20 protein-coding genes are annotated in these 20,385 nt (G+C 72.5%); 6 read left to right on the forward strand and 14 right to left on the reverse strand.

Annotation, left to right across the window (positions count from 1 at the left end; translation table 11 throughout):
• Positions 1 to 62: 62 nt before the first annotated feature.
• Positions 63 to 2,120, reverse strand: a complete 2,058-nt coding sequence (locus tag J116_RS05635) for an APC family permease (protein WP_023586119.1) — start codon at positions 2,118 to 2,120, stop codon at positions 63 to 65.
• Between the two features lie 218 nt (positions 2,121 to 2,338).
• Here J116_RS05635 and J116_RS05640 point away from each other — a divergent pair, with 218 nt between their 5' ends.
• Both J116_RS05640 and J116_RS05645 read left to right on the forward strand, forming a co-directional pair.
• Complete coding sequence (locus J116_RS05640) at positions 2,339 to 3,007, forward strand: potassium channel family protein (protein WP_023586120.1); 669 nt, start codon at positions 2,339 to 2,341, stop codon at positions 3,005 to 3,007.
• Positions 3,007 to 3,687 (forward strand): potassium channel family protein, encoded by a 681-nt coding sequence (locus tag J116_RS05645; RefSeq protein ID WP_023586121.1) that lies wholly within the window; start codon positions 3,007 to 3,009, stop codon positions 3,685 to 3,687. Before J116_RS05640 ends, J116_RS05645 begins: the two co-directional genes overlap by 1 nt.
• A gap of 240 nt (positions 3,688 to 3,927) precedes the next feature.
• On the opposite strand, the gene J116_RS05650 is transcribed toward J116_RS05645, so the two are convergent.
• The 7 genes from J116_RS05650 to J116_RS05680 form a co-directional block, all read right to left on the reverse strand.
• On the reverse strand, positions 3,928 to 4,794 hold the full coding sequence (locus J116_RS05650) for a DUF3159 domain-containing protein (protein ID WP_023586122.1): 867 nt from the start codon (positions 4,792 to 4,794) through the stop codon (positions 3,928 to 3,930).
• A gap of 3 nt (positions 4,795 to 4,797) precedes the next feature.
• Positions 4,798 to 5,196 carry an OB-fold nucleic acid binding domain-containing protein gene (locus tag J116_RS05655; protein ID WP_023586123.1) on the reverse strand — a complete coding sequence of 133 codons (399 nt, stop codon included), beginning with the start codon at positions 5,194 to 5,196 and terminating at the stop codon, positions 4,798 to 4,800.
• A gap of 70 nt (positions 5,197 to 5,266) precedes the next feature.
• Positions 5,267 to 5,953, reverse strand: a complete 687-nt coding sequence (locus tag J116_RS05660; RefSeq protein ID WP_023586124.1) for a response regulator — start codon at positions 5,951 to 5,953, stop codon at positions 5,267 to 5,269.
• Positions 5,950 to 8,583 (reverse strand): sensor histidine kinase, encoded by a 2,634-nt coding sequence (locus J116_RS05665; protein ID WP_023586125.1) that lies wholly within the window; start codon positions 8,581 to 8,583, stop codon positions 5,950 to 5,952. Before J116_RS05665 ends, J116_RS05660 begins: the two co-directional genes overlap by 4 nt.
• Before the next feature lie 162 nt (positions 8,584 to 8,745).
• Entirely contained in the window at positions 8,746 to 9,516 is a 771-nt protein-coding gene (locus J116_RS05670) for a DUF3710 domain-containing protein (RefSeq protein ID WP_023586126.1), read from the reverse strand.
• 1 nt (position 9,517) lies between these two features.
• A complete protein-coding gene (gene dut / locus J116_RS05675) occupies positions 9,518 to 10,030 on the reverse strand; it encodes a dUTP diphosphatase (protein ID WP_023586127.1) in 513 nt (170 codons plus the stop codon).
• A complete protein-coding gene (locus J116_RS05680) occupies positions 10,030 to 10,605 on the reverse strand; it encodes a PaaI family thioesterase (protein ID WP_023586128.1) in 576 nt (191 codons plus the stop codon). The genes dut and J116_RS05680 overlap by 1 nt, the downstream gene beginning before the upstream one ends.
• Positions 10,606 to 10,663: 58 nt before the next feature.
• Between J116_RS05680 and J116_RS05685 the strand changes: the two genes are divergently transcribed.
• Complete coding sequence (locus J116_RS05685; RefSeq protein ID WP_023586129.1) at positions 10,664 to 11,146, forward strand: DUF3093 domain-containing protein; 483 nt, start codon at positions 10,664 to 10,666, stop codon at positions 11,144 to 11,146.
• Between the two features lie 214 nt (positions 11,147 to 11,360).
• Here the strand turns inward: J116_RS05685 and J116_RS05690 are convergent, their stop codons facing one another.
• From J116_RS05690 to J116_RS05705, 4 genes are all read right to left on the reverse strand, one after another.
• Positions 11,361 to 12,269, reverse strand: coding sequence for a hypothetical protein (locus J116_RS05690; protein WP_023586130.1), 909 nt, complete (start codon positions 12,267 to 12,269; stop codon positions 11,361 to 11,363).
• 13 nt (positions 12,270 to 12,282) lie between these two features.
• A complete protein-coding gene (locus tag J116_RS05695; RefSeq protein ID WP_010471668.1) occupies positions 12,283 to 12,579 on the reverse strand; it encodes a DUF4193 domain-containing protein in 297 nt (98 codons plus the stop codon).
• 394 nt (positions 12,580 to 12,973) lie between these two features.
• Entirely contained in the window at positions 12,974 to 14,212 is a 1,239-nt protein-coding gene (locus tag J116_RS05700; protein WP_023586131.1) for a sensor histidine kinase, read from the reverse strand.
• 2 nt (positions 14,213 to 14,214) lie between these two features.
• Entirely contained in the window at positions 14,215 to 14,868 is a 654-nt protein-coding gene (locus tag J116_RS05705) for a response regulator transcription factor (RefSeq protein ID WP_023586132.1), read from the reverse strand.
• 337 nt (positions 14,869 to 15,205) lie between these two features.
• On the opposite strand from J116_RS05705, the gene J116_RS30075 reads away from it, so the two are divergent.
• Positions 15,206 to 15,373, forward strand: coding sequence for a hypothetical protein (locus J116_RS30075; RefSeq protein WP_162850448.1), 168 nt, complete (start codon positions 15,206 to 15,208; stop codon positions 15,371 to 15,373).
• Positions 15,374 to 15,513: 140 nt separating this feature from the next.
• On the opposite strand, the gene J116_RS05715 is transcribed toward J116_RS30075, so the two are convergent.
• Together J116_RS05715 and J116_RS05720 are read right to left on the reverse strand one after the other, a co-directional pair.
• Positions 15,514 to 16,341 carry an inositol monophosphatase family protein gene (locus J116_RS05715; protein WP_023586134.1) on the reverse strand — a complete coding sequence of 276 codons (828 nt, stop codon included), beginning with the start codon at positions 16,339 to 16,341 and terminating at the stop codon, positions 15,514 to 15,516.
• 9 nt (positions 16,342 to 16,350) lie between these two features.
• Positions 16,351 to 17,478: a ferrochelatase gene (locus J116_RS05720; RefSeq protein ID WP_028963719.1), complete on the reverse strand. Its 1,128-nt coding sequence runs from the start codon at positions 17,476 to 17,478 to the stop codon at positions 16,351 to 16,353.
• Positions 17,479 to 17,640: 162 nt separating this feature from the next.
• Between J116_RS05720 and J116_RS05725 the strand changes: the two genes are divergently transcribed.
• Complete coding sequence (locus J116_RS05725) at positions 17,641 to 18,912, forward strand: MFS transporter (RefSeq protein WP_023586136.1); 1,272 nt, start codon at positions 17,641 to 17,643, stop codon at positions 18,910 to 18,912.
• The gene (locus tag J116_RS05730; protein ID WP_037947101.1) at positions 18,899 to 20,233 is read left to right on the forward strand and encodes a D-arabinono-1,4-lactone oxidase; all 1,335 of its coding nucleotides are present in this window, start codon (positions 18,899 to 18,901) and stop codon (positions 20,231 to 20,233) included. The genes J116_RS05725 and J116_RS05730 overlap by 14 nt, the downstream gene beginning before the upstream one ends.
• The last annotated feature ends 152 nt before the right edge of the window (positions 20,234 to 20,385 follow it).

Here is a 20,385-nt window from a genome sequence, read left to right on the forward strand (position 1 = left end):
CTCTGGCGGCCGGCCCGGCTGTCGGCCGGGTGACCAGCCCACCAGTCTACGTCCCCGCGCCGTCACTCCTTGCCGCTCGGCCTGGACGGCCGCTTCGGGCCGGTCTCGACCAGGCCGCGGCGGACCGAGCCGGGGGCGTTCCAGTCCTGGTTCTTCTTCGCGCGCTGCTTCGCCGCCTCCGAGGAGCGCAGCTGGTACGGGACGGAGGTCACCATCACGCCGGGTGTGAACAGCAGGCGGCCCTTGAGGCGCAGGGCGCTCTGGTTGTGCAGGAGGTGCTCGTACCAGTGGCCGACGACGTACTCGGGGATGACCACGCTGATGACGTCGCGGGGGCTCTCGCGACGCAGGCTCTTGACGTACTCGACGACGGGCCGGGTGATCTCCCGGTACGGGGAGTCGAGGATCTTGAGCGGGACGTCCAGGCCGCGGCGCTCCCAGTCCTCGGTGAGCGCCTTGGTCTCGGCCGGGTCCACGTTGATGCTGAGCGCCTCCAGCTTGTCGGAGCGCATCAGCTTGGCGTAGGCCACGGCGCGCAGCGTCGGGCGGTGGATCTTGGAGACCAGGACGATGGAGTGGACGCGGGCCGGGCGGACGCTGTCGTCGCTGGGGCCCTCGGGGGCGGCGAGCTCGTCGGCGACGCGGTCGTAGTGCTTGCGGATCGCCGTCATGGTCACGTAGAAGATCGCCATGCCGAGCAGCGCGACCCAGGCGCCGTGGGTGAACTTGGTGACGAGGACGACGATCAGGACGAGTCCGGTGAAGAACGCGCCGAAGGTGTTGATCGCGCGGGAGCGGATCATGCGGCGGCGCGCGGCCGGGTCGGTCTCGGTGCCCAGCAGGCGGTTCCAGTGGCGGACCATGCCGGTCTGGCTGAGCGTGAAGGAGACGAAGACGCCGACGATGTAGAGCTGGATGAGGCGGGTGACCTCGGCGTCGTACAGGTAGACGAGTATGGCCGCGGCGGCGGCGAGGAGCACGATGCCGTTGGAGAAGGCGAGCCGGTCGCCGCGGGTGTGGAGCTGGCGCGGCAGGTAGCGGTCCTGCGCGAGGATCGAGCCGAGGAGCGGGAAGCCGTTGTACGCGGTGTTCGCGGCGAGGAACAGGACGAGCGCGGTGGCGGCGGCCAGGAGGACGAACGGGATGCTCCCGTGGCCGAAGACGGCGGCGGAGACCTGGGAGATCACCGGTTCCTGGTGGTAGTCGGCGCCGACCGGGCTGCCGTCGCGAAGAAGGTCATGGGCCGGGTTCTCGGCCATCTTGACGTCGGTGGCGAGGGCGAGGCCGATGATGCCGCAGAACATGGTGACGGCGAAGCCGCCCATCAGCGCGAGGGTCGCCGCGGCGTTGCGGCTCTTGGGCTTGCGGAAGGCGGGGACGCCGTTGCTGATGGCCTCGACGCCGGTGAGCGCGGCGCAGCCCGAGGAGAAGGCGCGCAGCAGCAGGAAGAACAGCGCGAACCCGGCGAGGCCCTGGTGCTCGGCCTGGATCTCCAGGTCGGCCGTGGGGGCCCGCATCGTGTCGCCGAGGACGAGGCCGCGGAAGGCTCCCCAGAGGATGAGCGCGAAGACGCCGGTGACGAAGACGTACGTCGGGATCGCGAAGAGGCGGCCGGACTCCTTGACGCCCCGGAGGTTCATCAGCGTGAGCAGCACGATGATCGCGACGGCGGACGCCGTCTTGTGCTCGACGACGAACGGGATGGCGGAGCCGAGGTTCTCCACGCCGGAGGAGATCGACACGGCGACGGTGAGCACGTAGTCCACCAGCAGCGCGCTGGCGACGCCGAGCCCGGCGCGCGGGCCGAGGTTGGTCTGGGCTACCTCGTAGTCGCCGCCGCCGCTCGGATAGGCGTGGACGTTCTGCCGGTACGACGCGACGACCGTGAACATCAGGATCACGACGGCGGCCGCGATCCAGGGGCTGAACGCGTACGCCGAGGCACCCGCGATGGACAGGACCAGCAGGACTTCGCCAGGCGCGTACGCCACGGAGGAGAGCGGGTCGGAGGCGAAGACGGGGAGCGCGATGCGTTTGGGGAGGAGGGTCTCCCCCAGCCTGTCGCTGCGCAGGGCCCGGCCGATCAGAATGCGTTTCGGCACGTCGGTCAGTTTGGACACGCAGAGGATCGTAAGCGGTCCAATCGGGCCGAAGGCGTCTGCGGGTGGCGCGTTTACGCATGCTTGACGCGCGACCGGCTGCCGGACACGGATGCGGCCTACTGACTGGTCGGGGCATAAGCTCGTCCGGTACAGCACCGCACGCAGGCTGAGAGAGAAGAGTGAGCAGGGTGTTTTCGCGGGTCGGCAGGGTGACCAGGAGTGCGGGGTAGGCGGACGTGCATATCGTGATCATGGGCTGCGGCCGTGTCGGCGCCGAACTGGCGCAGACCCTGGAGCGGCAGGGTCACACGGTGGCCGTTGTGGACCAGGACCCCACGGCCTTCCGGCGCCTCGGTTCCGGCTTCGGTGGCCGGCGGGTCACCGGCGTGGGCTTCGACCAGGACACCCTTCGCGAGGCGGGCATCGAGGAGGCCGGGGCGTTCGCCGCGGTCAGCAGCGGTGACAACTCCAACATCATCGCGGCACGGGTGGCGCGCGAGATGTTCGGCGTCGAGAACGTCGCCGCCCGCATCTACGACCCCCGGCGCGCCGAGGTGTACCAGCGGCTGGGCATCCCCACGGTGGCCACGGTGCGGTGGACCGCCGACCAAATGCTGCGGCGGCTGCTGCCGTCCGGCGCCGAGGAGCTGTGGCGGGACCCGAGCGGCGGTGTGCAGCTCGCGGAGGTGCACATCTCCCCCGCGTGGATCGGCCACAAGGTGAGCCGGATCCAGGAGATGACGGGCGTCCGCGTGGCGTTTCTCACCCGCCTGGGCGAGGCGATCCTGCCCACGTCGCAGACGGTCCTCCAGGACGGCGACCTGGTGCACGTGATGATGCGTACGGACGAGGTCGAGCAGGTCGAGGCGGCGTTCGCCCACGGCCCCGAGGGGAGCGGTCACTGATGCGGGTCGCCATCGCCGGCGCGGGCGCGGTGGGTCGTTCCATCGCGGGCGAGCTGCTGGAGAACGGGCACGAGGTGCTGCTCATCGACAAGGCGCCGACCGCCATCTCGGTGGAGCGGGTGCCGCAGGCGGAGTGGCTGCTGGCCGACGCCTGTGAGATCACGTCCCTGGACGAGGCGGCGTTGCAGCGGTGCCACGTGGTGATCGCGGCAACGGGTGACGACAAGGTGAACCTCGTCGTGTCGCTGCTCGCGAAGACGGAGTACGGGGTGCCCCGGGTCGTCGCGCGGGTCAACAACCCGAAGAACGAGTGGCTGTTCACCGAGGCGTGGGGCGTGGACGTCGCCGTCTCGACGCCGCGCCTGATGTCGGCGCTGGTGGAGGAGGCGGTGAGCGTCGGCGACCTGGTCCGGCTGCTGCGTTTCAGCCACGGCGACGCGAACCTGGTGGAGCTGACCCTGCCGCCGGAGTCGGCGGTCGCGGGGACGCGCGTCGGGGACGTGGAGTGGCCCGAGGACACCTCGCTGGTCACGATCATCCGGGGTTCCAGGGTGCTCACGCCGAGCCCGGACGAGACGCTGGAGGCCGGCGACGAGCTGCTGTTCGTGGCCGCGCAGGCGCGCGAGGAGCAGCTGGAGAACCTGCTGTCGGTCCGCCACGAGGACGCCGCGTCGGACTGAGGCGGGAGGACGCGGCCGCATGGAGGTGTCCGGGTGCGTACGAGGCCGTGCGGACGTGTCCGGGTGCGGTACCGCTCCTGCGGACGCGTTCGCGTGCGTACCGAGTGCCGCTGGAGGCCGTACGAGGGCCGGGGACCGATCGTGGTCCCCGGCCCTTCGTCGTACGGGCCCGGGCTCGGGATCCGGCGTCCGCACCCGGCGGCCTCCGGCCGAGGGGCGGGCCGCTCGTGTGCCCCGGGCTCAGGCGTTGGCCTGGCGCTCCTTCTCGGCGCGCTCGGCCTCCTCCATCTCCGCGAACACGTCGATCGGCGGCGGCGCCTTCGCGAGGAACACCCACGTCAGGTACACGGCGAGCAGGAACGGCGGGATCTTCAGGGCGACGAGCACCCAGCCGAGCTGGGTCGTGTCGGCCCACCAGTACAGCGGGAAGAGGATCGCGCACTTGCCGAGCAGGATGAAGCCCCACGCGTAGCTGGCCTTGGCGTACGCCTTCTTGCGGCCCGGGTTGCGGGTGCGCCAGGAGAGGTTCTCCTTGAAGACCGGGCCGAGCATGAGGCCGATCAGCGGGGCGCCCGCCAGCGTGGTGATGATGTACGCGAGGCCGAGGCCCAGCGTGTACAGCATGCCGGGCAGGTAGAAGTCCTTGGCGTTGCCGGTCATCATCGCGAAGACGACACCGAAGCCGACGCCGAAGACGCCGCTGAACGCGTGCTTGACGGTGTCCCGGCGGATCAGCCGGACGGCGACGAGCAGCAGGGACACGGCGAGCGCCGCGAGGGCGGAGACGTGCAGGTCCTTGTTGATCGTGAAGATCGTGACGAAGAGGAGGCCGGGCAGAACGGTCTCCACCATGCCGCGGAGCCCGCCGAACGCCTCGAACAGCGCGGCCTCGGTCACGGCCTTCGTGTCGTGCTCGGACGGTCCGTCCGGGCCGGGCCTCGCGTCCGCGCCGTCGGAGGCGGAGCCGGAGGGGCCCGTCCGACCGGCAGAGTCGTGGTGATCGGCAGAGTCGTGGTGACCGGCGGGACCGGGGTGCCCGGCGCGGCCGTGGCCGTCGGGGCCCCACGGGCCGCCGGCGTCGGTGGTCGGCTTGTCGATTGACGTCACCGGCTACTCCTGTCCGAGCGGTCGCAGCTCGTATTTCGGATTGAACAGGACCCTGCGCCCCTGGCTCATGGAGACGCGGCCCGAGGCTATGAGCTTGCGGCCCGGTTCGATGCCCACGATGGACCGCCGTCCCAGCCACACCACGTCCAGCGGGGCCGTGCCGTCGAACAGCTCGGCCTCCAGCGCCGGCACTCCGGCCCTGGGACGCAGGGTGACCGTCCGCAAGGTACCAGTGACCTTCACGATCTGGCGGTCCCCGCAGTCGCAGATACGCGTGCAGCCCGCCGCCTCGGCGTCCTCCTGGAGCTCCTCGGACTCGAGCTCGCCCTGGGAGCTGGACAGGCGGTCCAGCATGCGGCGGAAGCGGCCGCCGGACTTCCCGGTACGCGGTGCAGCACTCATACGCAAAAGCCTACCGGGCGGCCCTGACAGACTGCCGTGCCGCGCACCCCGCCGCACGGGACGCCGCAGGTCAGCGTTCGAACCGGTACCCCATGCCGGGCTCGGTGATGAAGTGCCTCGGGTGCGACGGATCGGCCTCCAGCTTCCGCCGCAGCTGCGCCATGTAGACCCGCAGGTAGTTGGTCTCGGTGCCGTACGAGGGGCCCCAGACCTCCTGGAGGAGCTGCTTCTGGCCGACGAGCCGGCCGCTGTTGCGGACCAGGACCTCCAGCAGGTGCCACTCGGTCGGGGTGAGGCGGACGTCCTTGCCGCCCCGGTTGACCTTCTTCGCGGCGAGATCGACGGTGAAGCCCTCCGTCTCCACGACGACCACCTCCCCGTCACCACCGCCGACCGGCTCGGCGCGGCGTACGGCGGCCCGCAGCCGGGCCAGCAGCTCGTCCATGCCGAACGGCTTGGTGACGTAGTCGTCGGCGCCCGCGTCGAGGGCCTCGACCTTCTCGTCGGAGGTGTGGCGGGCGGAGAGCACCAGGATGGGGACGCGGGTCCAGCCGCGCAGGCCCTTGATGACGTCCACGCCGTCCATGTCGGGCAGCCCGAGGTCGAGGATGACCACGTCGGGGTGGCGCTGGGCGGCGAGGGTGAGGGCCGTCGCCGCGTCGGGCGCGGAGTCCACCTCGTACTTGCGCGCCTTCAGGTTGATCACGAGGGCGCGTACGATCTGCGGCTCGTCGTCGACCACGAGCACCCGCGTCATGAGGGGCCTGCTTTCTGTAGGGGCTCGGAACCGCGCGGGGCACGGGCGTCTCCGGACGTACGGCCGTCTCCCGGCGCACGGGCGCCACCGGGCTCGCGGGCGTCCGCGGCGGGGAGGGTGAGGACCATGGTGAGCCCGCCGCCCGGGGTGTCCTCCGCGGTCAGCGTGCCGTGCATGGCCTCCGCGAAGCCGCGCGCGACGGCGAGGCCCAGGCCCACGCCCGAGCCGCGCGGGGCGTCGCCGTACCGCTGGAACGGGGCGAAGATCCGTTCCTTCGCCTCGTCGGGGACGCCGGGGCCGCGGTCGATGACCCGCAGTTCGACGCGGTGGGCGTGGGCACTGGCGGTGACCAGGACGCGGCTGGCGTCGGGGGCGTACTTCACGGCGTTCTCGACCAGGTTCGCGACGGTCCGCTCCAGCAGGCCCCGGTCGACGGTGACCATCGGCAGCGACTCGGGGATGTCGAGGTCCACGCTGCCCTCGGGGACGCCGCCGAGCGCCATGGGGACGACCTCGTCCAGGTCGGTGACGCGCAGCAGCGGGGTGACGGTGCCGGTCTGGAGGCGGGACATGTCGAGGAGGTTGCCGACGAGGTGGTCGAGGCGGTCCGCGCCGTCCTCGATGCCTTCTAGGAGGTCGGCGCGGTCCTCGTCGGACCACTCCACGTCGTCGGAGCGCAGGGAGGACACGGCGGCCTTGATCGCGGCGAGCGGGGTGCGCAGGTCGTGGGAGACGGCGGCGAGCAGCGCGGTACGGATCTTGTTGCCCTCCGCGAGCCTGCGGGCCTCCTCGGCCTCGCCGACGAGGCGCTGCCGGTCGCGGACCACGGCGGCCTGCGCGGCGAAGGCGCCCAGGACCCGGCGGTCCTCGGCGGGCAGGACGCGGCCGGACAGGGCGAGCGCGAGGTGGTCGCCGACGGGCATGTCCACGTCGGCGTCCTCGGGCCGGACGGGCGGGCGGCCCGGTCCGGCGTGGGCGGCGCAGGTCCACGGGGCCCGGTCGTCGGGGCGTTCGAGGAGCGCTACGGACTCCATGGCGAAGGTCTCGCGGACGCCCTGGAGGAGCCCGTCGAGGGTCGTGTCGCCGCGCAGGACGCTCCCGGCGAGGAAGGAGAGGATCTCCGACTCGGCGCGCAGCCGCGACGCCTGGTGGGTGCGGCGGGCGGCGACGTCCACGACGGAGGCGACGGACGCGGCGACCGCGAAGAACACGGCGATGGCGACGATGTTCTCCGGGTCGGCGACGGTCCAGGTGCGGGTGGGCGGGGTGAAGTACCAGTTGAGGAGGAGGGAGCCCACGGTGGCGGAGGCGAGGGCGGGGAACAGGCCTCCGAGGAGGGCCGCCGCGACGGTGAGCGTCAGGAACAGCAGCATGTCGTTGGCGAGGCCCGTACCGGCGCCGAGGCCGACGCCCAGGCCGGCGTCCGCTTCGAGGCCGGAAATCGCCCAGGTGAGGACGCACGGGCCGATGACGCCGACGCCCCAGCCCCAGGCGCTGCGGGTGCGGCTGAGGCGGGCCCGGCGGGCGGCGGGCAGTCCGCGGCCGCGCCCGGCGGCGTCGTGGGTGACGATGTGGACATCGAGGTCGGGTCCGGAGTCGCGGGCGACGGACGCGCTGACGCCGGGCCCGAACACGTACTGCCAGCTCTTGCGGCGGCTGGCGCCGAGGACTATCTGCGTGGCGTTGTGGGCGCGGGCGAACTCCAGGAGCGCGGCGGGTATGTCGTCGCCGATGACGTGGTGGAAGCTGCCGCCGAGGTCCTCGACGAGGGTCCGCTGGAGGGCGAGCTCCTTGGGGGACGCGGCGGTCAGTCCGTCGCCGCGGGCCACGTACACGGCGAGGACCTCGCCGCCGGCGCCCTTCTCCGCGAGGCGGGCGGCGCGGCGGATGAGGGTGCGGCCCTCGCAGCCGCCGGTCAGGCCGACGACGATGCGTTCGCGGGAGCCCCAGATCGCCGAGACGCTGTGGTCCTTGCGGTACTGCTGGAGGTACTCGTCCACCCGGTCGGCGGTCCACAGCAGGGCCAGCTCGCGCAGGGCGGTGAGGTTGCCGGGGCGGAAGTAGTCGGCGAGGGCGGCGTCGACCTTGTCGGGGGCGTAGATGTTGCCGTGGGCCATGCGGCGGCGCAGCGCCTCGGGCGACATGTCCACGAGCTCGATCTGGTCGGCGCGGCGGACGATCTCGTCCGGGACGGTCTCCTCCTGCCGTACGCCCGTGATGGCCTCCACGACGTCGCCGAGGGACTCCAGGTGCTGGATGTTGACGGTGGAGACCACGTCGATCCCGGCGGCGAGCAGGTCCTGGACGTCCTGCCAGCGCTTGGTGTTGCGGGAGCCGGGGGCGTTGGTGTGGGCCAGCTCGTCGACTAGGGCGACGGCGGGGCGCCGGGCCAGGACGGCGTCCACGTCCATCTCGGCGAAAGCCGCGCCCCGGTGCTCGACGCTCCGGCCGGGGACCTGCTCGAGACCGGCGAGCAGTGCCTCGGTGCGGGACCGGGAGTGGTGCTCGACATGGGCGACGACGCAGTCCGTACCGCGCTCGACGCGGCGGTGGGCCTCGGACAGCATCGCGTACGTCTTGCCGACGCCCGGCGCAGCGCCGAGGTAGATCCGTAGCTTGCCGCGTCCCATCCTCATCCTCTTCCGGACGAACTCTCTTCCGGACTCCGCGCTCCGCGCAGGGTAGACCTTACGGCCGGGGATGGTGCGAAACCGGACGGGGGCGGTGGTTCCGGGAGGTCTTGACAGGATTCTGACACCTGTCGCCCGGCGACCCGCCCCCTCACGGCGCGGTCAGCGGATCTCGGTGATCTCCGGGCCGCGCTGGAGCTGCCCCATGTCGCCGGAGAAGCGGGAGCCGGCGGGCTCACCGTCGGTCTGGACGCCCTCGGGGACCATCTGCGCGTCGTTGGGCAGCTTCAGGACGATCGGGTCGCGCGGGGCCATCGGCCCGTCACCGCGTACGACGACCGTGTCGCGGAAGATCTGCTCCAGCAGTCCGGCCGCCTCGGGCTGCACGGCGCCCTGCCCGGAGATGACACCGCGCAGGAACCAGCGGGGGCCGTCCACGCCGACGAACCGCACCAGTTGGACGCCGCCCGTGCCGTCCGGCAGCTGCACCGGCACCTGGGCGCGCAGCTCCCAGCCGAGGGGGCCCTCGACCTCGTCGATGACGCCGCCCTGCTGGGTGATGCCGGAGGCGATCTCCTCGCGGACCTCGCCCCAGATGCCCTCCTTCTTGGGGGCGGCGAAGGCCTGGAGCTGGATCGCGCTGTCGCGCAGGACTACCGTCGCGGCGACGATGGCGTCACCCGCGACCTCGACCCGCAGCTCCATGCCCTCGACGCCGGGGACGAAGAGGCCGCCCAGGTCCACACGGCCCTCCTCGGGCCGGGAGACCTCGGAGATGTCCCACGGCCCGTCCGGCCGGGGCGCGGGCGGAAGGTTCACCCGGCGCGGGCCGTCCTCTCCCGCCGCCTCGTCGGTCTCGACCTCGTCGACGACCTGCTCGGCCTCGCCCGCCGCGTTCTCGGCGGCACTGACCTTCTTGCGACGTCCGAACACGTCACTGTCCTTCCCGGTCGGTTACGACCGCTGCGTATGGATTCCCACCCGTCCAGCCGCCCACGGCGGCATGCCCGCCCGTGGACCCGAAGCCCCCCTCGCCCCGTGCCGAGCCGGGAAGCTCCGCCACCTCGTGGAAGCGGACCTTCTCGACCTGCTGAACGACCAGTTGGGCGATCCGGTCGAACCGTTCGAACCGGACGCTCTCGCGCGGGTCCAGATTGACCACGATCACCTTGATCTCTCCACGGTACCCGGCATCGACCGTCCCCGGGGCATTCACGAGCCCGACTCCCAGCCGGGCGGCGAGCCCGGAGCGGGGGTGCACGAAGGCGGCGTACCCGTCGGGGAGGGCGATCGACACCCCGGTGGGGAGGACCGCGCGCTCCCCGGGCGCCAGATCGACGGCCTCGGTGGTGACGAGGTCGGCGCCGGCGTCGCCGGGGTGGCCGTACGACGGGAGGGGGACCTCCGGGTCGAGGCGGCGGATCAGTACGTCGACGGGGGTACGCATCAGGGGTTCACCTCGAAGGCGCGGGCGCGCCGGACCTGGTCGGGGTCGGCCATGGCCGCCTGGATCTCCTCCGGGCGGCCGTTGTCGATGAAGTGATCGACCTTGACCTCGACGAAGAGGGCGTCGGCGCGGACGGCGACGGGGCCCTCGGGTCCGCCGATCCGGCCGGTGGCCGTGGAGTAGATCTTGCGGCCGTGGACGGCGGTGACCTCGGCCTGGAGGTGGAGGACGGTGCCGACGGGCACGGGCAGCCTGAAGTCGGTCTCCAGGCGGCCGGTCACGGCGATCACCCGCAGCATCCAGCCGAGGGCGCCCAGCGTCTCGTCGAGCGCGGTGGCGAGGACGCCGCCGTGGGCGAGGCCCGGGGCGCCCTGGTGGTCGGTGGTGACGGTGAACTCGGCGGTGACGGACACGCCCTCGCCGGCCCTGGCCTCCAGGTGCAGTCCGTGGGGCTGGCCGCCGCCGCAGCCGAAGCAGTACGCGTAGTGGGCCCCGAGCGGCTCGCCGGGGGCGGGCGCGTCGGGGTGGCGTACGGGCGGCCGGGCCTCGGCTGGAGGGGTCAGTGCAGTGCTCACAGGCGCAGACCTTACCCGCGCGGCCGCGCGGCGGTCGCACCGTGCCAAGCTTGGTTGTATGCAGTCTTCCGAGCGCCCTTCGGCTCCGCAGTACGACGAACGTCTCACCGCCCCCGGCCCGTGGTGGCTGATCGCCGCCCTGCTGGGGCTGTCCGGCGGCCTGGTGGCCATGCCGCTGGGCGTGGTGCCCATGCTGGGCGGGTTCATCGCGGCGGGGGCGCTCGCCGCGATCTCGGTCAGCTCGTACGGCTCCGCGCGCGTGCGCGTGGTGGCCGGTTCGCTGGTCGCGGGGGACGCCCGCATCCCGGTGGAGGCGCTGGGCGAGCCTGAGGCCCTGGACGCCGAGGATGCACGGGCCTGGCGCACGTACAAGGCGGACCCCCGGGCGTTCATGCTGCTGCGCGGCTACGTTCCGCGCGCGGTGCGCGTCGAGGTGACCGACCCGGCCGACCCGACGCCTTACGTGTACCTCTCCACCCGTGACCCGGAGGCCCTGGCGGCGGCGATCCGCACGGCCCGCGAGGCGGCGGTCGCCGAGTAGCGCCGGGTCGGCCCGGCGGCGGGCTCCGGTCGTACGGGGGCCTGGCCGTACGGGCCGGAGGCTCTGGCTAGTACGGGCGCGGGTCGGGCACGGGCCCGGGGTGCCGGTGGGCCCGGGTGCGGTACCGGCGAAGCCCGGGCGCGGGCCAGTCCGGGCGGCCCGGGTGCGGGTGCCGGTGGGCCCGGGGCGGGCCCCGGTGCGGTGCCGCGCGGAGCTAGTAGCCGAGCTCCTTGGGGTTCTCCGGCTGCTCCAGCGGGGGCAGGTCGGGGAGGGCGTCCCAGGGGACCTGGCGGGTGCGCAGGTCGCCGCGGATCTGCTCGGCGAGCTTTTTCGTGTCGCGGCGGTTCATCACGGCGCCGACGGTGGCGCCGACCATGAACGGCAGCAGGTTCGGCAGGTTCCGCACGGTGCGCTTCATGATCTGCTGGCGCAGTTCGCGCTTCACGCGGCCGCCGAGCGCCGCGTTGACGGTGGTGGGTTTGGTGAGGTCGATGCCGCGCTCCTCCGTCCAGGCCGTCAGGTAGGCCATGGAGCGCTCCTTGAGGTTGCCGGGCGGCCGCTGGCCGTAGACCTCGTGGAGCTCGGCGACGAGCTTGAGCTCGATGGCGGCGACGCCGGTGATCTCCGCCGCCAGCTCCGCGGGCATCGCCGGGGGCACGGGCAGCATCGCGGCGGCGCCCACTCCGGCGCCGACCGTCGCCGACGCCTTCGCGGCGCCCGCGATGAGCTTGTCGGCGAGCTGCTCGGGGCCGAGGTCCGGGAACTGCCTGCGCAGCGTCGCCAGGTCCCGCACGGGCACGCGCGGGGCGGTGTCGATGATCCGGTCGGCCAGGTACGCCAGGCCGGCCCTGGCTCCCGCGCTGCTCTTGAGCACGCCCCGCTTGACGAGGTCCACGCCGCGCGAACCGGCCGCGGCCAGGGAGCGGCGTGGCCTCGCGTCGCCGGTGGGTTCGAGCGAGGCCGAACGGCCTCGCTCGTCGTCACGCGCGTCGGGGGAGGGCAGGTGGGCGGAGGGCTCGGCCGACGGCTTGTGGGCGCCGTCCGCCGGTCCCGGGCCGCCCTCGGCGGTCTCCTGCTTCCCGGGGAAGCGGAGCCTCTTCCTGAACGGGTTCTCGCCTGCCACGACCGACCTGTCCTCAGTCGCAGTCTCGGCAGATCGGCTGGCCGTTCTTCTCCCGGGCCAGCTGGCTGCGGTGGTGCACCAGGAAGCAGCTCATGCAGGTGAACTCGTCCGCCTGCTTCGGCAGGACGCGGACGGCCAGTTCCTCGTTGGAGAGGTCGGCACCCGGAAGCTCCAGGCCCTCGGCGGCCTCGAACTCGTCGACGTCGACCGCTGAGGTCGACTTGTCGTTCCGCCGGGCCTTCAGCTCTTCGAGACTGTCCTGGTCGACGTCGTCATCGGTCTTGCGTGGGGTGTCGTAGTCCGTAGCCATGTCACTCTCCCCCTCTGGGTGTTTGCGGTGTCTCCAGCGCACGTAACGCGTGAGAGGCCGGACTTGTGCCCGACCTGAGGCGGAGATTTTGCCTCACATCAAGGTCTGTTACTCAATCGACACCCAACCGGACCCCTCTTGAGTGATCGGGTTTGGGTGGCGAACGGGACCGTACACGGTCGGGATCGTGCGCCTTGCAGGCACCACCCCGTGTACTTCCCGTGATCCAGCCCCCTGGAAACCCGGACTTTTCATGGTTTTCCAGGGCAAAAATCCATTACGGACGGTGAATGTCCGAAGGTCTACACCTGTGATCGATCACACACGGTGCACACTCGGCCCGCCTCCGGAAATTCCGCGTACAGCGAACACCGAAGCGCGCCCGAGCCCGCGCTCAGCGCGGCAGGGTGACGCGCATCACGAGCCCTCCGCCCTCGCGCGGGACGGCCGTGATCCGCCCGCCGTGGGCGCGCGCCACGGACCGGACGATGGACAGCCCGAGCCCGACGCCCCGGTCGCTGCCCGTCCGCTCCTCCCGCAGCCGCCGGAACGGCTCGAAGAGGTTGTCGATCTCGTACGCCGGGACGACCGGGCCCGTGTTGGACACGACCAGCACCGCCTGGGCGCCCTCCATGGCCGTGGTCACCTCCACCCAGCCGTCCTCGGGGACGTTGTAGCGGACGGCGTTCTGCACCAGGTTCAGGGCGATGCGCTCCAGGAGCACGCCGTTGCCCTGGACGACGGCGGGGGCCCGCGCGCCACGGATCTCCACGCCCTTCGCCTCGGCCTCCGCGCGGACCTGGTCGATGGCGCGGGACGCCACCTCGGCGACGTCCACGGGCTTGCGCTCCACGATCTGGTTCTCGCTGCGGGCGAGCAGCAGCAGGCCCTCCACCAGCTGCTCGCTGCGCTCGTTGGTGGCCAGCAGCGCCTTGCCCAGCTCCCGCATCTCGACGGGGGCGGCGGGGTCGGAGAGGTGCACCTCCAGCAGCGTGCGGTTGATCGCCAGCGGGGTGCGCAGCTCGTGCGACGCGTTGGCGACGAACCGCTGCTGGGCGGTGAAGGCCCGCTCCAGCCGGTCCAGCATCTCGTCGAACGTGTCGGCGAGCTCCTTCAGCTCGTCGTCCGGCCCGGCCAGCTTGATCCGGCGGCTCAGGTCCGAGCCCGCGACCTGGCGGGCGGTGCGGGTGATCCGGCCCAGCGGGGACAGGACGCGCCCGGCCATGGCGTACCCGAAGGCGAACGCGATGACGCTGAGGCCCAGCAGGGCGAAGAGCGAGCGCCGCAGCAGGTCGTCCAGGGCGAGGTCGCGCTGGTACTGGAGGCAGGCGGCCATGGAGTCGTTGAACTGGTCGGGCGTCACCCCTTCCGCGGGCAGCCGGCACCAGTCGAAGTTCGGTTCGACCTCGCCCTTCAGCAGACGGAACGGCAGGTCGTCGGTGCTGATGTACAGGGCCTGGCGGGTGAGGAGATAGATGATCGAAAGCAGCAGGACCCCGGCGATCAGGAACATCCCGCCGTACAGCAGCGTCAGCCGTATCCGGATCGTCGGCCGCAGCAGGGGGCGGGCCGGGACCTGGGGGTCCCAGGTCGGTTTGGGGGGCGCCGGGGGCGGCGCGGGTGTACCGGCCACGGTCAGATCCGGTAGCCGGAGCCGGGCACGGTGATGATGACCGGCGGCTCGCCGAGCTTGCGGCGGAGGGTCATGACCGTGACGCGGACGACGTTGGTGAACGGGTCGGTGTTCTCGTCCCAGGCCTTCTCCAGCAGCTGCTCGGCGGAGACGACGGCGCCCTCGCTGCGCATCAGCACCTCCAGTACGGCGAACTCCTTCGGGGCCAGCTGGATCTCCCGGCCGTCGCGGAAGACCTCGCGGCGGTTGGGGTCGAGCTTGATCCCGGCCCGCTCCAGGACCGGCGGGAGCGGCACGGTCGTCCGGCGGCCCAGCGCGCGGACGCGGGCGGTCAGCTCGCTGAACGCGAACGGCTTGGGCAGGTAGTCGTCTGCGCCCAGCTCCAGGCCCTCGACGCGGTCGCTGACATCGCCGGACGCGGTGAGCATCAGGACACGGGTCGCCATGCCCAGCTCGACGATCCTGCGGCAGACGTCGTCCCCGTGGACGAGGGGCAGGTCGCGGTCCAGGACGACGACGTCGTAGTCGTTGACGCCGACCCGCTCCAGAGCGGCGGCCCCGTCGTACACGACGTCTACCGCCATGGCCTCCCGGCGCAATCCGGTGGCCACCGCATCGGCGAGCAGTTGCTCGTCCTCGACGACGAGTACGCGCACGGCGCTGTTCCTTCCTCCGAGCCCGCATTCGGGCAGATCTTGGACAGCGGCGGGTGTGCCGGTGTCCTGGCCATCCTGCCCCTTACGCGCGTAAACCGGCTGTAAGGCGGCCCGCCGACGGCCCCTGGGGACGGAGTGGGACCGGACACGATCACGACACTCCCGGGCTTTTGAGGTTTCCCTGAGGTTGGCGTTGGGGAGGACGACTGCACACCCGAGATCACGCCCTGTATGTGGCACGCCACGAGCCGCTCTGTCCCCCAGAGGCGCTGTGCGTGATCCGGACCCCACCCTCGGCACACCCCCGTGCCACCGACCCATGACGAGGGGGCGCATCATGGACGCTTTCACCGCAGGACTGCTGCAGCGCATAAGGACAACGGAAACCGACCTGACGCGGGCGCGGGAGACCGGAGACGACTTCCTGGCCGACGTCGAGCAGGCGGAGCTGGACGACCTCCGCCGCCTGGCGGCGGAGCACGGCGTGGAGCTCTCCACGGTCTGACGGCCCGCCGACCCGACCGCGAAGGCCCCGGTGTCCCCCATGGGACCCGGGGCCTTCGCGCGCGCACGCCGCCGGGCGAGAGGGCTGCAAGGGGCCGTACGACCCCGGTAGCGGCCTGTACGGCCCTGTCGGCGGCCCCGTCAGTCGTGCCAGGCGCCGAAGTCCTCCAGGAGTGTCTGGAGCGGCTCGAAGACGCCCGGCACGGCCGCCACCGTCAGGTCGTCCGTCGCGGGCCCGCCGGGGCGGCCACCGGTCAGGGCGCCCGCCTCGCGCGCGATGAGCGTCCCGGCGGCCCGGTCCCAGGGCCGCAGCCCCCGCTCGTAGTAGCCGTCCAGCCGGCCCGCGGCCACGTCGGCGAGGTCCACGGCGGCCGAGCCGCTCCGGCGGATGTCCCGCACGAGCGGCAGCAGACGGTGGGCCACCTCCGCCTGGTGGGCCCGGACGGTCGTGACGTAGTTGAACCCGGTCGCGACGAGGGCCTGGTCCAGGGGCGGGGCCGGGCGGCAGCGCAGCGGCCGCTCCCCCAGACGGGCGCCCCGGCCCCTTACGGCGTGGAAGGTCTCGCCGCGCAGGGGGACCTCCACGACGCCGACCAGCGCCTCGCCGTCCCGTTCGGCGGCGATGGACACGGCCCAGGTCGGCAGGCCGTACAGGTAGTTCACCGTGCCGTCCAGCGGATCGACGACCCAGCGGATGCCGCTGGTGCCCTCCGTGGCACCGCCCTCCTCGCCGAGCAGGCCGTCGTGCGGCCGGTGCTCCGCCAGGTGGTCCGTGATCAGCTTCTCGGCGGCGATGTCCATCTCGGTGACCACGTCGATGGGGCTCGACTTGGTCGCGGCGACGCCCAGGTCCGCCGGACGCCCGTCCCGCAGCAGGGCCCCGGCGCGGCGGGCCGCCTCCAGGGCCACGGCCAGGAGCTCGTCCAGCAGCGGGTCGTCGGCCGGGTCGGGCGGGAGCTGCTCGGTCACGGGGCCTCCTCAGGCGTACGGGCTGTCGGCGCCGGCCGCGGCGGGCCGCTCCGCGCGGGCGGGGCAGCAGCCGACGGGGCACAGGTCGTGGGAGGGGCCGAGCGCGCCCAGGGCGCACCGCTCGGCCGTCGCGCCGCGCTCGGTGGCGGCCCGCTCCAGGAGCAGTTCGCGGATGGCCGCGGCGAAGCGCGGGTCGGCGCCGACAGTGGCCGAACGGCGCACGGGCAGGCCCAGCTCGGCGGCCTTCGCGGTGGCCTCCGTGTCGAGGTCGTACAGGACCTCCATGTGGTCGGAGACGAAGCCGATGGGCACCATGACGGCGGCCGGGGCGCCCTCCTTGTGCAGCTCCTCCAGGTGGTCGCAGATGTCCGGCTCCAGCCACGGGATGTGCGGGGCGCCGCTGCGGGACTGGTACACGAGCCGCCACGGGTGGTCGACGCCGGTGCGCTCCCGTACGGCACCGGCGATGAGGCGGGCCACGTCGAGGTGCTGCCGGACGTACGCGCCGCCGTCGCCGTGGTCCTCGACGGGGCCGGAGGTGTCGGCGGCGGAGTCGGGGATGGAGTGGGTGGTGAAGGCGAGGTGGGCGCCGGAGCGGACGTCCTCGTCCAGCTCGGCGAGCGAGCGGAGGACGCCCTCGATCATGGGCTCGACGAAGCCGGGGTGGTTGAAGTAGTGCCGCAGCTTGTCCACCTTCGGCAGCGGCAGGCCCTCCGCCTCCAGCGTCGCGAGCGCGTCCGCGAGGTTCTCCCGGTACTGCCGGCAGCCGGAGTAGGAGGCGTAGGCGCTGGTGGCGAGGACGGCGATGCGGCTCCGGCCGTCGCGGACCATCTCGCGCAGGGTGTCCGTCAGGTAGGGCGTCCAGTTGCGATTGCCCCAGTAGACCGGCAGGTCGAGGCCGGCGGCCGCGAAGTCCTCCCGCAGGGCGGCGAGGAGCGCCCGGCACTGGGCGTTGATCGGGCTGACGCCGCCGAACCGGAAGTAGTGCTGCCCGACCTCCTTGAGGCGCTCCTTGGGGATGCCCCGGCCGCGCGTCACGTTCTCCAGGAACGGGACGACGTCGTCGGGTCCCTCCGGGCCGCCGAAGGAGAGCAGCAGCAGCGCGTCGTACGGGGCTGGGTCGAGCTGGTCGGACACAGGCTGATCGGACATGGCTCCGATCCTGCCACCCGGCACCGACAGCGGGAAAACCGGTGGTGCGGGCTCCCCCGTTCGGCCGTAACCTGTGAAGGCTGTCCATACGCCTTACCTCGCCGGCCCTCCCCGCCGGCCGCGCCACACCCCGCTCCGGAGCTCCCCTTGCCCAGTCCCTATCGTGCGATCTTCGCCGTCCCCGGCACCCGGGGGTTCTCCGCCGCCGGCCTCATCGGGCGGATGCCTCTGGCCATGATGGGCGTGGGCGTCCTGACGATGATCACCGAGCTGTCGGGCCGGTACGCGCTCGCGGGTCTGCTGACGGGCATGCTGGCGCTGTCGGCGGCGGTGCTGGGGCCGCAGGTGTCCCGGCTGGTCGACCGGTACGGGCAGCGGCGCGTGCTGCGGCCGGCGACGCTCGTCTCGGTGGTGTCGGCGGGCGCGCTGGTGGTGTGCGCGCAGTGGGGGCTGCCGGACTGGACGCTGTTCGTGTGCACGCTGGGCGCCGGGTGCGTGCCGAGCATCGGGGCGATGACCCGCGCGCGGTGGGCGGAGATATTCCGGGGCCGCCCGCAGGACCTGCACACGGCGTACTCGCTCGAGTCCATCGTCGACGAGCTGTGCTTCATCCTGGGGCCGCCCCTGTCGATCGGCCTGTCCACGGCCTGGTTCCCGGCGGCGGGTCCGGTGCTGGCCGGGGGGTTCCTGCTGGCGGGTGTGTGGTGGCTGACCGCGCAGCGGGCGACGGAGCCCGCGCCGCACCCGGTGGAGAAGCACGCGGCGGCCCGGACGAGCGCGCTGCGCTCCCCCGGGCTCCAGGTGCTGGTGGTGGCGTTCGTCGCGACGGGCGCGATCTTCGGCGCGGTGGACGTGGTGACGGTGGCGTTCGCCGAGGAGCAGGGCCACAAGGCGGCGTCGAGCCTGGTGCTCGCGGTGTACGCCGGCGGTTCGTGCCTGGCGGGCGCGGTGTTCGGGATGCTGCGGCTGAAGGGCGCCCCCGCCCGGCGCTGGGTCGTGGGCGTGCTCGCGATGGCGCTGAGTATGATCCCCCTCCAACTGGCCGGGAACCTGTCGTTGCTGGCCGTGGCGCTCTTTGTCGCGGGCCTCGCCATCGCGCCGACGATGGTGACGACGATGGCCCTGGTGGAGGCGCACGTACCGCGCGGCAAGCTCACCGAGGGCATGACCTGGACCGGAACCGGGCTGGCGGTGGGTGTGGCGCTCGGCACGTCGGTCTCGGGCTGGGTGGTCGCCGAGCACGGGGCGGACGTGGGGTACGTGGTGCCCGGCGTGGCGGGGGTGCTGGCGGCCGTGGTGGCGTTCCTGGGGTACCGCCGGCTGAACAGGCCGGTGCCGACGCGGGAGGGGCAGCGTGCGCAGCAGGACCCTGAGCAGTCTGAACGGATCGACCGGCCTGAGCCGTCTGAGCGGTCTTAGCGGGCTCACCCGCAGGGGCGGGGCGAGCGGCACCTGGCGCAACTGGGCGGGGAACGTCTCCGTCCGGCCCGCGCGGGAGGTGATGCCCGCGTCCGTGGAGGAGCTGGCGGACGCCGTCCTGACGGCCGCCCAGGACGGCCTGCGGGTGAAGACGGTGGGGACGGGTCACTCGTTCACGTCGATCGCCTCGACGGACGGGCTGCTGATCCGCCCCGACCTGCTGACCGGCATCCGGCGGATCGACCGCACGGCGATGACGGTGACCGTGGAGTCGGGGACGCCGCTGAAGCGGCTGAACGCGGCGCTGGCCCGCGAGGGCCTGTCGCTGACCAACATGGGCGACATCATGGAGCAGACCGTCGCGGGGGCGATCAGCACCGGGACGCACGGGACGGGCCGCGACTCCGGTTCGGTCGCCGCGCAGGTCCGGCAGCTGGAGCTGGTGTCGGCGGACGGGCGGGTGCTGACCTGCTCGGAGAAGGAGAACCCGGAGGTCTTCGCGGCGGCCCGGATCGGTCTGGGCGCGCTGGGCGTCGTCTCGGCGGTGACGTTCGCGGTGGAGCCGATGTTCCTGCTCACCGCGCGGGAGGAGCCGATGGGCTTCGACCGGGTGACGGCCGAGTTCGAGCAGCTGCACGCGGAGAACGAGCACTTCGAGTTCTACTGGTTCCCCCACACGGACAACTGCAGCACCAAGCGCAACAACCGCAGCCATGGCCCCGTGGACCCGCCGGGCGCGGTGAGCGGCTGGTTCGAGGACGAGTTCCTGTCCAACGGGGTGTTCCAGGTGGCGAACTCGTTCGGGCGGGCGCTGCCGGCCGCCGTCCCGGCGATCGCGCGGATCTCCAGCAGGGCGCTGTCGGCGCGGACTTACACCGACATCCCGTACAAGGTCTTCACCAGTCCGCGGCGGGTGCGGTTCATGGAGATGGAGTACGCCGTGCCCCGGGAGGCGGCGGTGGCCGCGCTGCGGGAGCTGCGGGCGATGCTGGAGAGGTCACCGCTGCGGGTGAGTTTCCCGGTGGAGGTGCGGACGGCTCCGGCGGACGACATCACGCTGTCCACGGCGTCGGGCCGGGACACCGCGTACATCGCGGTCCACATGTACCGGGGCACCCCCTATCGGGCGTACTTCACGGCGGCCGAGCGCATCATGACGGCGCACGGGGGGCGGCCGCACTGGGGCAAGGTCCACACGCGCGACGCCGCGTACCTGGCGGAGGCGTACCCCCGTTTCGGGGAGTTCACGGCGCTGCGCGACCGGCTCGATCCCGACCGTCTCTTCGCCAACCCCTATCTGCGGCGGGTGCTGGGTGACTGACGGCTCGTCCGGTCCGATCCACGAAAGGGGAAGCGGTTCGCTCCTTTTGGTCTGATTTTCCCCGCCGTGAACCCGGTGACGGGCCATGGCGGGGCGTCAACTACCGGACACCGCGAGAACTTCGACGGCGCGCCGGTGCACCGACATGGCCC

Origin of the sequence: Streptomyces thermolilacinus SPC6, assembly GCF_000478605.2 — a bacterium.
GTDB classification, from domain to species: domain Bacteria; phylum Actinomycetota; class Actinomycetes; order Streptomycetales; family Streptomycetaceae; genus Streptomyces; species Streptomyces thermolilacinus.

Excerpts from the sequence above, each read along its gene's own strand:
- J116_RS05645 (WP_023586121.1), top strand. The coding sequence starts at position 3,007 with ATGCGGGTCGCCATCGCCGGCGCGGGCGCGGTGGGTCGTTCCATCGCG.
- J116_RS05655 (WP_023586123.1), bottom strand. The coding sequence starts at position 5,196 with ATGAGTGCTGCACCGCGTACCGGGAAGTCCGGCGGCCGCTTCCGCCGC.
- J116_RS05660 (WP_023586124.1), bottom strand. The coding sequence starts at position 5,953 with ATGACGCGGGTGCTCGTGGTCGACGACGAGCCGCAGATCGTACGCGCC.
- J116_RS05665 (WP_023586125.1), bottom strand. The coding sequence starts at position 8,583 with ATGGGACGCGGCAAGCTACGGATCTACCTCGGCGCTGCGCCGGGCGTC.
- dut (WP_023586127.1), bottom strand. The coding sequence starts at position 10,030 with ATGCGTACCCCCGTCGACGTACTGATCCGCCGCCTCGACCCGGAGGTC.
- J116_RS05685 (WP_023586129.1), top strand. The coding sequence starts at position 10,664 with ATGCAGTCTTCCGAGCGCCCTTCGGCTCCGCAGTACGACGAACGTCTC.
- J116_RS05695 (WP_010471668.1), bottom strand. The coding sequence starts at position 12,579 with ATGGCTACGGACTACGACACCCCACGCAAGACCGATGACGACGTCGAC.
- J116_RS30075 (WP_162850448.1), top strand. The coding sequence starts at position 15,206 with ATGGACGCTTTCACCGCAGGACTGCTGCAGCGCATAAGGACAACGGAA.